The organism is Cohnella luojiensis (assembly GCF_004564235.1).
GTDB lineage: Bacteria > Bacillota > Bacilli > Paenibacillales > Paenibacillaceae > Cohnella > Cohnella luojiensis.
In genome coordinates, this window is record NZ_SOMN01000001.1 from 383,234 (window position 1) to 395,867 (window position 12,634).

Annotated in this window: 11 protein-coding genes; 10 read left to right on the forward strand and 1 reads right to left on the reverse strand. The window is 53.4% G+C overall.

The features are described 5' to 3' along the window. Positions 1–30 precede the first annotated feature (30 nt). The 5 genes from E2980_RS01805 (at position 31) to E2980_RS01825 (ending at position 3,335) form a co-directional block, all read left to right on the forward strand. Complete coding sequence (locus E2980_RS01805) at positions 31–522, forward strand: YlbF/YmcA family competence regulator (protein WP_135150393.1); 492 nt, start codon at positions 31–33, stop codon at positions 520–522. Between the two features lie 25 nt (positions 523–547). Continuing rightward, positions 548–811: a YlbG family protein gene (locus tag E2980_RS01810; protein ID WP_135150394.1), complete on the forward strand. Its 264-nt coding sequence runs from the start codon at positions 548–550 to the stop codon at positions 809–811. A gap of 233 nt (positions 812–1,044) precedes the next feature. After that, the gene (locus E2980_RS01815; RefSeq protein WP_135150395.1) at positions 1,045–1,482 is read left to right on the forward strand and encodes a hypothetical protein; all 438 of its coding nucleotides are present in this window, start codon (positions 1,045–1,047) and stop codon (positions 1,480–1,482) included. Positions 1,483–1,588: 106 nt separating this feature from the next. Further along, positions 1,589–2,491 (forward strand): LysR family transcriptional regulator, encoded by a 903-nt coding sequence (locus tag E2980_RS01820; RefSeq protein ID WP_135150396.1) that lies wholly within the window; start codon positions 1,589–1,591, stop codon positions 2,489–2,491. After that, the gene (locus tag E2980_RS01825; RefSeq protein WP_135150397.1) at positions 2,484–3,335 is read left to right on the forward strand and encodes a PHP domain-containing protein; all 852 of its coding nucleotides are present in this window, start codon (positions 2,484–2,486) and stop codon (positions 3,333–3,335) included. The genes E2980_RS01820 and E2980_RS01825 overlap by 8 nt, the downstream gene beginning before the upstream one ends. A 448-nt stretch (positions 3,336–3,783) precedes the next feature. Here the strand turns inward: E2980_RS01825 and E2980_RS01830 are convergent, their stop codons facing one another. Then, on the reverse strand, positions 3,784–5,526 hold the full coding sequence (locus E2980_RS01830; RefSeq protein WP_135150398.1) for an Rqc2 family fibronectin-binding protein: 1,743 nt from the start codon (positions 5,524–5,526) through the stop codon (positions 3,784–3,786). A 203-nt stretch (positions 5,527–5,729) separates the two neighbouring features. Here E2980_RS01830 and E2980_RS01835 point away from each other — a divergent pair, with 203 nt between their 5' ends. The 5 genes from E2980_RS01835 to E2980_RS01855 all read left to right on the forward strand — a co-directional run bounded on the left by E2980_RS01835 (position 5,730) and on the right by E2980_RS01855 (position 12,535). Continuing rightward, a complete protein-coding gene (locus E2980_RS01835; RefSeq protein WP_135150399.1) occupies positions 5,730–8,543 on the forward strand; it encodes a calcium-translocating P-type ATPase, SERCA-type in 2,814 nt (937 codons plus the stop codon). A 145-nt stretch (positions 8,544–8,688) separates the two neighbouring features. Continuing rightward, a complete protein-coding gene (gene purT / locus E2980_RS01840; protein WP_135150400.1) occupies positions 8,689–9,849 on the forward strand; it encodes a phosphoribosylglycinamide formyltransferase 2 in 1,161 nt (386 codons plus the stop codon). 113 nt (positions 9,850–9,962) lie between these two features. Beyond that, positions 9,963–10,796 carry a diaminopimelate epimerase gene (gene dapF, locus E2980_RS01845; RefSeq protein ID WP_135150401.1) on the forward strand — a complete coding sequence of 278 codons (834 nt, stop codon included), beginning with the start codon at positions 9,963–9,965 and terminating at the stop codon, positions 10,794–10,796. 173 nt (positions 10,797–10,969) lie between these two features. After that, the gene (locus E2980_RS01850) at positions 10,970–11,251 is read left to right on the forward strand and encodes an ArsR/SmtB family transcription factor (protein WP_135150402.1); all 282 of its coding nucleotides are present in this window, start codon (positions 10,970–10,972) and stop codon (positions 11,249–11,251) included. 72 nt (positions 11,252–11,323) lie between these two features. Continuing rightward, positions 11,324–12,535: an MFS transporter gene (locus E2980_RS01855; RefSeq protein WP_135150403.1), complete on the forward strand. Its 1,212-nt coding sequence runs from the start codon at positions 11,324–11,326 to the stop codon at positions 12,533–12,535. Positions 12,536–12,634: the final 99 nt, after the last annotated feature.

Below are 12,634 nucleotides of genomic sequence, written 5' to 3' on the forward strand. Positions count from 1 at the left end.
CAGTTGTCAACCAAAGGTGAGGTGAGGCCCATGGCCAGCATGACACAAACCCTCCCTGCGGCAGAACAAGGCGTAACGGAGAACGCGCCTGTCGATATGGCGTTGCTCTTGTCCCGCGCCTTCGAGCTGGGGGATTCGCTTAAAAATTCCGAGTTCGCTGCGGAATACGTGTATTGGAAAGACCAAGTTTCTCAAGATGCCGAGGTGCAGAGCCTAACCAAGCAATTCGCCAAGGCCAAAGAGAAATTCGCCGAATGCGAACGGTTTGGAAGGTTTCATCCAGATTATAACGCCGCCTTGGATCAAGTGTACGAGGTGGAAGGCAAACTTGACCAGGTGGAGTCCGTACGCAGGTACAAAGCTGCGGAGAGCTCGATGGATGAACTGCTTAACGATATATCCCGGACGCTGGCATACGCCGTATCGCACAGCATCAAGGTGCCGGATAACGATCCTAACCCGAAAGCTTCGGGCTGCGGGAACGGCGGCAGCTGCTCTTGCGGCAGCGGGGGCTGCGGATAAAAGAACGGATAACCGGAGGTAGGACATGTTTGCAGAACGGACAGGTTATATCGTGTGGTTTAGCGATTCGAAAGCAGCCAAAGGCTTGGACAAATACGGTACGTTGCACTATATGTCTCGGAAGATGCAATACGCCGTCATGTATATGAATGCCGACGTAGCGGAAGAAGCCGTCCGCAATTTGCAGCGTCTACCCTTCGTCCGCAAGATTGAACGCTCATACCGGAATGAGATTAAGACGGAATACGAGAAGAACGTACCCGACAAAACCCGTTTTTACGGGCTCTAATCTTTAGGCAATTACGCTTCGATTTAGCATCTATCAAAAAAAGCCTCCTATTATTTAGGAGGCTTTCTTGTATTAAAACGATATAACTATTATTATCTAAATATTGGAATGTAAGGAGCCATTTTATTTTATTGTTGAATCCTCGGGAATGAATACGGTAAAATGAACTTAAGTTCCTAGGCATAGAAATAGACTTGAGTCATTAGACCTAGAATCGGGAAGGGGATAGCCCGGTGAAGGATAAGCATACGGAGCGTTGGAGTACTTACGAACCCTTCCACATCGTTCTGGGTGATAAGAAGGTAGTCGATATCATCATAACCAATCATGCTCGTACGCGTTGGACAGACCGGGTGGAAAGCGAGAAAACTGGTTATTCCGATATTGCAGAGTATATGTGGGAATGCTTGAAGGAAGACCGCATCGTTTCTTATTACCGAAATGAACAAGACGTGTATACGATCGACGACGACCTTGTATTCGTCGCGGAGTTTGCCGTAAGCGAGAATGACACGGACTTGCTCGGTAATCCGTTACACAAGATGATTATCGTCACGTTTCTCGGACGAATGTCCGAGACGATGGAGCTTCGGGATTTGAAAACGTATTATTCATGGCTGCGGCACTCCCGTCGCATGACCTTGATCAAGAACAACCGTAAACGCCGTTAAGGCATTCCTTTTTTCCAAGCAGCCGGGCCGGAGCGCAATCCTCCCCCGGCTGTTTGCTCTTGTGGTATAATTCGAGGTATTCCTACGGACGGAAGGCGGAAAAGGCATGGCTCTGAACGTGCATCAGTTACATATTTTCTACACGGTGGCGGAACGGGGAAGTTTCTCGGCCGCGGCTCAGAGTCTGCACATGACGCAGCCAGCCGTTACGATGCAGGTACAGGCGTTAGAGGAACGATTCGGAACGAAGCTGCTCAATAGAACGACCAAGAAGCTCGAATTGACCGAAGCGGGACATCGATTGCTGCCGCAGGCGCGTAAAGCGGTGGAGCTGATGCGGGACACCGATATCATGATGGTTAAATATATCGAGGAATTGAAGGGCCGGCTGCAATTCGCGGCTAGCCTGACGATAGGAGAATACGTTTTGCCTAGGCTGCTAGGGCCGTTCTTGCGAAGGTTCCCGGAAGTATCGGTCGACATGAAGGTCATGAACACGACGGAAATCATCGAGGCAATCGCACATCACGGACTTGATTTCGGAATCATCGAGGCTCCTTGCGACGTTCCCGGCTTCGACGTGGAACCCGTCATGGACGATGAACTCCTGTTGGTCATGCCTACGGAGCATCCTTTCGCTTCTCGCGATGAAATCACGCTGGAGGAAGCCTTGAATGAGCCGATGGTGCTTCGGGAGAAGGGTTCCGGGACCCGGAAGATTATGGAAGACGAGATGCTGCGCCAAGGTGTACCGGAGTCTCGATTGAAAGTCGTCAGCGAATTCGGAAGCAATGGAGCGGTGAAATCCGCCGTTGAAGCGGGCTTGGGTTTGTCGATATTATCCGTGTGGACCATTAAGCACGAAATTGCTCTTGGTCTGCTGAAGCCCATGAGAATAGCGGGCGTGAGCTTCAGGCGGCAATTTTTCGCCATTCGGCTGCAATCTTCTTTGTTGCCGATGCCGGCTGCCGCGTTACTGCATGATTTGAGGGAGTTGTCTCATGAATAATAATATGGCGGATCTGCATACTCACACGACGGCCTCCGACGGGATGTTCCGTCCTGCCGTAAACGTTAGAATGGCGAAGGAAGCGGGTTTGGCAGCGCTCGCGATAACGGATCACGATACGGTTGCGGGAATACCCGAGGCATTGGCTGCCGGAATCGCCCATGGGGTCCTAGTCGTGCCGGGAGTGGAGATGAGTACTGCCATAGGCGGCAAAGATATTCATATTCTCGGATACGGTATTTCTCCGGACGATCCGGTGCTATTGAATCGGCTTCTTTCCCTTCGCAACGTGCGGAACCGTAGGAATGAGGAGATTCTAGCTAAGCTAGCCCAATTAGACATGCCCATATCCATCAAAGAGCTCGAACGGACGGCGGGTAAGTCCGAACAGAAAGACGGCTCCGTAGGCAGGCCGCATATCGCTCAGGTGCTTGTGGCTAAAGGGTATGTATCTAACATCCGAGAGGCGTTCGATCGCTATCTCGGCGAAGGAAAACCGGCGTACGCGACCCCTGCGCGGATCTCTCCAGTTGAAGCGTTCAAGTGGATTCATGACGCGGGGGGAACGGCGATTATCGCTCATCCGGGTCTGTTCGAGGATGACGCTTCGGTATTGGCTTTGCTCGACGAAGGAGCGGACGGGCTGGAGGCTTTCCATTCCGATCATGATCCTCTGATGGAACAACGCTATGCGGAGTGGGCAACAGAACGGGGCAAGCTCGTGACCGGGGGATCGGATTTCCATGGCGCCAAGGATGGCGTCGCCTTCCATGGAGCGATCGGGAGCCGTTCGGTCGATGCGTCCATCGTTGGCCGACTGTTAGGGAGATCTGTAGATGAATAAGCCTTGGCATAAAAGAGGGGATTCTTAAGCAGGTTGAAGGCAAGCGAAAGCCGTCAGTGCTCTAAGCCGCTGCCAGCGGTCTAAATGAGAGAAAACGGAGTCCGTTAGTGCTCTAAGCCGCTGCCAGCGGTCTAAATGCGAGAAAACGGAGTACGTTAGTGCTCTAAGCCGCTGCCAGCGGTCTAAATGAAAGAAAACGGAGTCCGTCAGTGCTCTAAGCCGCTGCCAGCGGTCTAAATGAAAGAAAACGGAGTCCGTCAGTGCTCTAAGCCGCTGCCAGCGGTCTAAATGAAAGAAAACGGAGTCCGTTAGTGCTATAAGCCGCTGCCAGCGGTCTAAATGTATGAAATGGCTCAATAATTTGTGCAAAGAAGCCAGTTGAGGGGATGTATCTCCCGCAGCGGCTTCGTTTGCCTTTGGAATCGTGAAATCTCCTTTGAGACAGCCCTTATTTCACTGTAGAAGGCATCTGCTGAACAAGCGTCTCGTCAGGCGTTACGAATAGCGTTTTTTGTCCGTCGTAGATGACGAATCCGGGCTTTGCTCCATTTGGTTTGCGCACGTTGCGGATTCTGGTGTAATCCACGGGGACGCTGCTCGAAGCTCTGGCTTTACTATAGTAGGCAGCCAATACCGCGGCCTCATGCAAGGTTGCTTCGCCGTATTCGGCGCTGCGGATCAGCACGTGCGAGCCGGGAATATCCTTCGTGTGAAGCCATGTGTCCGAAGACATCGCCAAACGGTTCGTCACGTAATCGTTCTGGGTATTGTTTTTGCCGACATAGATCGGAATCCCTTCGCTAGACGTGTAACAGAGAATGGAAGGAGCATCTTTCTTTTTCTTCCTCATGCCCCGCTTTACGCCGCGTTCGCGAATATATCCCTGCTCGATGAGTTCCTCGCGAATTTCCCCGATGTCGTTAGGGGTTGCAGATTCAAGCCCTTGCAGCACCGATGCCAAATAGGCCAATTCCGTTTTCGTAGAATCCATCTGCTCCGTAACGACTGCGCGGCTGTTCTTCTGCTTATTGTATTTGCGGAAGTAACGTTGCGCGTTCTCGTTCGGCGTTAGAAGCGGGTCAAGGGGAATCGACCTTATAGGCTGCTCTTCCTCGTAATAGTCAGTGACCTCTACGAATTTATCGCCCCGCTTGAAGGCATGAAGGTGCGCCGTGAGCAGCTCCCCCATCCGGCGTACGAGATCGGCCCCTTCCGCTTCCTTCAACGTGTCCTGCAGCTTGATCAGCTTCTTTTCGTTCTTGGCTATTTCGTTGAGCAGGAACCGATTCAAATCCGTGGTACGCTGACGCACCAAATCCCTTGAAGCTTTATCCCGATAGAAGGCTTCGAGACATTCGTGCATGGAAGCGAATGTTTGGGGCTCTCCTTGCGCATGAGTCAACGCTAATGCGGAAAATAAGGCTTTTCCGTCTTCTAGGAGCACCAGATTCGGTTCGTATTCATGTCTTGATACTTGATTCATCGTATCTTCGAACACGGCCCATGGATCCTTCTGCCGATTGACCGCTCGAAAAGCAATTTCGCGGGTTATTAAAGGGCTCAGTCCGGTGAAGGCGTTAAGCAAGGCCGATGACACGGCATTCATGAAATCCCCGTCATGCGATGGAGGGATGTTTGCCATCACGGTATTGAAATCAACCTTCGATTGCTCAAGCGGATTGACCTTATCCTGGGAAGGAGGGGAAACATAAGCACTGCCGGGCAACACGACGCGGTGGCTGCTGATGGCAGGGGTAACGTGCCGTATTCCGTCATGGATGATGCCGGTGGTCGGATCCAGCAGGATCAAGTTACTGTGGCGGCCCATGATTTCCAGCACGATTCTCTTAAGGGAGGAATCTCCCAGTTCGTCGCGATGCCTGACGTCCATTTCGACGATCCGCTCGAGGCCGACCTGACGAACGGCTTCGATGACGCCGCCCTCGCAATATTTGCGGAGCAGCATGCAGAACATCGGCGGCTCTTGGGGATTCGCCCAAGTCTGCTCCGTCCAATGAATACGCGGCATGGAAGGATGCGCTGACAGCAACAGCTTTCCGTTTACGCCTTGTCCGCGGATGTGCATGATCAATTCATTTTCCGTAGGCTGATAAATTTTATGAATGCGGGCTTTGACGCAAGCTTGCAGCTCGTGCACGAGCGCTCGTGTGACGATACCGTCCAATGACATAGCGTTTGCTCCTGTTACATCGCTTCGGATGCTTGATTTTCTGTCTTCCTATGATGCCATACATCGATGCAAAGGGAAAGCCTCCGCGATCTTCGCTCCGCAACCGAAGGGGATATTTCCCGGCTTGTCTGAATAGATATAGGTCAAGTGAACAACCCAATATTGATGGTAAATGCGGATAAGATGGAAGGGGATGAACAATCGTGGAAGGAAAGGCATGGCATCAGTTAGGCGAGGAACAGTTGCTCGAGGTGCTGAACTCCGATATCAAGAAAGGGCTAGAGCCGGATGAAGCGTCCAAACGGCTGCAAGCGCAAGGTCCCAACGAGCTTGCGGAGAAGCGCGGGGAATCTCCTCTTAAGCTGCTGCTGAATCAATTCAAGGATTTCATGGTGCTCGTATTGCTTGGGGCAACCGTCATCTCCGGTCTGCTCGGGGAAATGCTGGACGCCCTGACGATCGTCGCGATCATTCTGATCAACGGAGTGCTTGGTTTCTACCAGGAGTATCGGGCAGAGCGATCGTTACGAGCGCTTAAGGAGCTCTCCGCTCCGTCGGCCAAAGTTATCCGCGGCGGAGAATATCTGCAGGTTGCCGCCAGAGAGCTCGTGGCCGGCGACGTCGTGCTATTGGAGAGCGGCGACCGCGTTCCGGCGGATTTGCGTTTCATCGAATGCAACGAATGCTCCGTCGACGAAGCGGCATTAACGGGAGAATCGGTTCCGGTCGTTAAGGAAGCCGGGCGGATAGAGGCTAAGGATCTTCCTCTAGGCGATCGGAAAAACTGCGGTTATCTCGGAACGATGGTCACGCGGGGAACGGCCAAAGGCGTCGTCACCGTAACGGGAATGCAAACGGAGATGGGGAAAATAGCGGACCTCATCCAACAGACGGAAGAAGCCGATACCCCGCTGCAGCACCGGCTAGAGCAGCTTGGCAAAATCTTGATCGTCGTATCGATCATCTTGACGGTCGTTGTCGTTCTGGCAGGAATTCTGCACGGACAACCTATCTACGATATGTTCCTGGCGGGAGTTAGCCTGGCGGTTGCCGCCATTCCGGAAGGCCTTCCCGCGATCGTGACGATCGCACTGGCGCTCGGCGTGCAGCGTATGATTAAACGAAGGGCTATCGTGAGGAAGCTGCCTTCCGTCGAGACGCTCGGCTGCGCTTCCGTTATCTGTTCGGACAAGACCGGTACGCTGACGCAAAATAAAATGACGGTGACGCAGCTGTGGCTCGGAGGAAGGACGATCGAAGTTACCGGAGAAGGTTACGAACCCATCGGCTCGTTAAGGGAAGCGGGCAAAGGAATCGATGCCAAAGGCGACGCCTCCCTTCGGAGGCTGACCCAGATTGCCGCATTATGCAACAACTCGGATTTAACCCAGCAAGAGAAGGCGGAGGAATCTAAGAAACGCAAATCCGGCAAAGCCGAGCAATCGGACGGGGAGTCCTTGGAGTGGAGAATTAAGGGAGACCCGACCGAGGGGGCACTGCTCGTTCTCGCGGCGAAGACGGGGCTCGCCAAATCCACGCTGCAAAGCCTATATACGCGAGTAAAGGAATTTCCGTTCGATGCGGAGCGCAAACGGATGTCAGTCCTCGTGTCCCATCAAGGCGGCAAGCTGATCTGCACGAAGGGTGCGCCGGACTTGCTTGTCGGTAAATGCTCCTATGTCCTATGGGGAGACCAAGTCGTTCCGTTCACGGGGACATTGAAACAGAAGGTGCTTTCGGCTAACGAGGGCATGGCCAAGGAATCATTGCGGGTGCTGGGCCTCGCTTTCCGTGAAGTAAAGTCCCATGAGGAGTGCAGCAGCAGCGAACAAGCGGAGAACGGGCTGATCTTCGTCGGATTAACGGGAATGATGGATCCGCCTCGCAAAGAGGTAAAGGAAGCCATCTACAAGTGTCGCCAAGCCGGCATCAAGACGGTCATGATCACGGGAGACCACGGCATGACGGCGGAAGCGATCGCGAAGTCGTTGGGAATCATGGTGCGAGGCGGTCGGGTGGTCACCGGGTCGGAGCTATCGCACATGAGCGACGACGATCTCGAGAAAATCGCCGACGATGTCCAGGTTTACGCACGGGTATCGCCCGAGCACAAACTGAGAATCGTCCAGGCTTTGCAACGCCGCGGACATGTCGTGGCGATGACGGGCGACGGGGTGAACGATGCTCCCGCGGTCAAAGCGGCCGATATCGGAATCGCGATGGGCATATCGGGGACGGACGTAACGAAGGAGGCTTCGGCGCTTGTCTTGGCGGACGATAACTTCTCCAGCATCGTGGCGGCCGTGGAGGAAGGCAGAGGCATCTACGAGAACATCCGTAAATTCATCCGTTATTTGCTCGCTTCCAACGTCGGGGAAATCATGACGATGTTCATGGCGATGATGGCCGGCTTGCCGTTACCCCTCGTTCCGATTCAAATCCTATGGGTGAATCTGGTCACCGACGGCCTGCCGGCAATGGCGCTTGGCGTCGACCAAGCGGAGAGCGATCTTATGCAGCATAAACCGCGTTCCGCCAAGGAGAATATTTTCGCCCGCCGATTAGGTTGGAAAATCATTAGCCGCGGCATTCTCATCGGCGTCTGTACGTTGGGTGCGTTCGTCCTCGCTTTGAACCAGGGGGCGGGACATTCGGAGCAGCTCATCCACGCGCAGACCGTCGCATTCGCGACATTGGTTATGGCGCAGTTAATCCATGTGTTCGATTGCCGAAGCTCCCGTTCGATCTTCCATCGTAGGTTGCTAGAGAATAAGTTTCTCGTTCTCGCGGTATTGTCGTCCCTCTTGCTCATGCTTGCCGTTCTTTATGTAGAGCCGCTGCAGCCCGTTTTCAAAACCGTGCCGCTAGACTTGCGGGATTGGGCGCTTGTCGTCGTAGCCGCGGGCATACCGACGTTCGCGATGGGAATCGGCAGCGTGATGGGCACGACGAAGAACAAAAAAGGCCGCAAAATCACTTATGGAGGAAGCTCGGCTCCGCCGACTGCCGCGAGGTAGCATACACCGAATAAGCAACCGAAGCTGCCCTGGGCCGGAGTCTCTTTCCGGCAAAGGGCGGCTTTTCTTTTTTAGACCTGGCTATCGATTTTCCTTCGTGTATAATGGACGGTATTGAATAAGTCTGTCGGGAGGAATAGGAACGATGTACATAGGTAAAAAGTTGATGCTGCTTGGATCCGGAGAGTTAGGTAAAGAAGTCATTATCGAGGCTCAGCGCCTTGGAATAGAGACGATTGCGGTCGACAGATACGAGAATGCGCCGGCGATGCAGGTAGCGCATCGCAGCTACGTCATCGATATGCTTGATCGGAAAGCACTGCGTGAGGTTGTCGAGAGGGAGAAGCCGGATCTAATCGTTCCCGAGATCGAGGCAATCGCTACCGCCGAGCTCGTGAAGCTGGAGGAGGAAGGCTGCCGGGTGATTCCGACCGCCCGCGCCGCGCAGCTGACGATGGATCGCGAAGGGATCAGGCGCCTTGCTTCCGAGACGCTCGGACTGCCTACCGCGGGGTATCGCTTCGCGGATACTTACGAGCAATTCGCTCAAGCTGCCCGGGAAACGGGTTTCCCTTGCGTAGTCAAGCCTCTGATGAGCTCTTCGGGTAAAGGCCAGAGCGTCTGCCGTTCCGAAGAAGATTTGGACCGCTGCTGGACGATCGCGATGGAAGGCGGACGCGTACAACAGGCGCGGGTCATCGTGGAAGAGTTCATTACATTCGAATCGGAAATAACGTTGCTAACGGTCCGTTCGGTTAACGGTACGTTATTCTGCCCTCCCATCGGACACATTCAGAAGGACGGGGATTACATCGAATCCTGGCAGCCGCACGAGATGACCGAGCAGCAGATCGCCGAAGCGAAGAGAATCGCCGGCGTTATTACGGACGCGCTTGGCGGATCCGGTATTTTCGGCGTGGAGCTTTTCCTTGCCAAAGACAAGGTATACTTCAGCGAGGTTTCCCCGCGTCCGCATGATACGGGGTTAGTAACCTTGGTAAGCCAGAACCTCTCCGAATTCGCGCTTCACGTACGGGCGATTCTGGGATATCCGATCCCGGAAATCTACGTCACGGCTCCGGGAGCTAGCAGGCCGCTTAAAGCCGAGGGAGAACTGGGGGCTTACAGGATCGACGGAATCGGCGAAGCCTTGTCCGTCCCGCAGACGCAAATTCGCGTGTTCGGCAAGCCCGTAACAAAGGTCGGCAGGCGCATGGCGGTGACTCTGTCTACCGGTACATCCGTCCAAGAGGCGCGCGATAGGGCGAAGAATGCGCTGGATAAGCTTAGCATTCATGGCGAATAATCGTCGCCCATAGTCGGAAAAGTGCAAACAAACGGAGAATTGTTGTATATTCATCCCTTTACATGACCGTTATGATAGAAACAAGCGAGTTATTTGCAGGAGGTAATCGAACAATGGAATTTACGAAAATGCATGGATTAGGCAACGACTTTATCGTTGTCGCCGATCAACAAAGCCTTCCGGGCGACGTTGCGGATCTTGCGATAAAGCTGTGCAACCGGTTTTTCGGCATCGGAGCGGACGGGTTAGTATATATCCTGCCTTCGGACAAAGCCGACTTCAAGATGAGAATCATCAACTCCGACGGCTCGGAAGCGGAGCAGTGCGGCAATGCGATCCGGTGCGTGGCTAAGTACGTTTACGATAACGGGTTGACGAGCAAAACGGAGCTGACGATCGAGACGCTAGGTGCCGGCGTTCAGCCTGTGCAATTAAAGTTGGAGAACGGCAAAGCGGCGCAAGTTACCGTGGATATGGGACAACCTATCCTGAACGGCTTGGATGTCCCGACGACGATCGACGCGAACCCGGTCATCGGCCATCAAGTCACGATCGACGGACGCGAGTTCGCTTTCACGGCGGTGTCGATGGGCAATCCTCATTGCGTCATCTACGTGGACGACGCGGCGAATTTCGATCTGGCGACTTGGGGACCTAAGCTGGAGAAGCACCCGTTGTTCCCTCGCAAGATTAACGTGGAATTCGCGACGGTCAACTCCCGCGATCAAGTAGACATGAGAGTATGGGAACGCGGCGCGGGTCCGACGCTTGCTTGCGGCACCGGGGCTTGCGCGACGCTCGTATCCTCCGTGTTGAACGGGCACACTGACCGCAAGGCGACGATCTCCCTCGCGGGCGGCGACCTTCTGATCGACTGGAACGAAGACAATAACCGGATTTACATGACCGGTCCTGCCGCATTTGTATTCACGGGAACAGTAATATAAACAAAGCTTTACATCGCAACCCAGCCGGACATTTGGCTGGGTTGTTTTGCTCGGGATAACGGTGTTGGGGCCGTAATTTTGGACAATGATGAAGGTTTACTTTTTAACTTAGCTATGTTATCTTATATTTCGATACTTATAGAAGTATACGTTGAGAAGCGGAGGTGAGAAAGATGGGGGAAGACAACGCGGACATCCAACAAGCCGTTAAAGTCTACAAGGCGTTAGGCGAGCCGACAAGGCTGAAGATTGCGCTGCTGCTTACCGAGGAGAGAAATCTATGCTGTTCCGATATCGGAAGCAAGCTGGAATCCGTGGCCGGATCGACGCTGTCGCACCATCTGAAGCAGCTCACCGAATGCGGACTGCTTACCTTGCGCAAGGACGGCACGTATATCTACTACAGCGTGAATCGCGATATGGCACAGAAATATGCGCCTTATTTGTTGGTGTAATTTTTTTTAGATTATATTTCTATACATTTAGAAATATAAAACAATGGAGTGGAGAAGGGAGACTAAACAAGCATGCCGAATTCATGGAAAATTTACATGTTGGCCATCGTCAGCTTTCTGGTCGGAACGTCGGAAAATATTATCGCGGGAATTCTGGATATGGTGGCGGGAGACATGGGGGTATCGGTGGCCGCCGCGGGACAGCTGATTACCGTTTTCTCGCTTGCCTATGCTTTCGGAACGCCGGTCCTCATGGCCGTTACTGCGCGAATGGAGCGAAGGAAGCTATTGTTGGCGGCGCTCGGTTTATTCTTCGCAGGGAATATCATCGCTTTCACGGCATCGGGTTACCTCTCTTTGATGGGTTCGAGGATTATTTTAGCGCTGAGCACGGGAGTGTTCATCGTGGTAGCGTTGACGGTCGCGGCTAAGCTGGCGCAGCCGGGTAAACAAGGCAGCGCCATCGCGACGCTAGTCATGGGTTTCAGCACTTCGCTAATCATCGGCGTCCCTCTCGGAAGGGTTATTGCCTCCGTTTATGATTGGAAATTGATTTTCGCGGGAATCGGCTTATTAGGTCTTCTGGCGATGTTTGCCATCTTGCGTACGATTCCTAAGGCGGAAGGAGAGGAACCCGTTCCGATTCGTACGCAACTTTCCTTGTTGCGTAATCCGAAGATCGCCATCGCTTTATCGATCACTTTCTTCTGGATATTCGGATATTCCGTCGTTTATACTTATATATCCCCTTACTTGCTAACGATTACAGGCATGAGCGAGCGGGCCGTCAGCATCGGATTGTTCGCCTTCGGCGTGGCAAGCCTCATCGGTTCCAAGCTCGGAGGGTACAGCACGGATAGATGGGGGGTAGCGCGAACGTTAACCGGCGGGATGCTGCTTCATTCCGGAGTGCTCTTCTTATTATCGGCATTCTCCCAATCCGCGTACATCATGTTCCCTCTGCTTATGTTATGGGCATTCTCCGCGTGGTCGTCGGGGCCGACGCAGCAATATTATCTGATGACTTTATCCCCGGAAGCTTCGGGCATCATGCTCAGCGTGAACACTTCCGTGTTGCAGTTGGCCATGGCGGCCGGCGCGGGAGTTGGCGGTATCGTCGTCGATAGCGTGTCGCTTTCCGCGGTCGGTTGGCTTGGAGCCGCGGGCGTAGCCATTGCCGCCGTTCTGGCTGCTTCATCGTTCGGCTACTCGAGGAACAGATCCAGGATACTCGAAGAAAGATTACGCTTAGCCGAAGCCGATTCGGAAGCCACTTCAGCATAATAAACGGAAATCCGCGCAACCCGATCGAATATGGTCGGGTTTTTCCATTTTCCCGGAGAGGAAATTATGCTACATTAAGAATACTTTATCGATGGAATG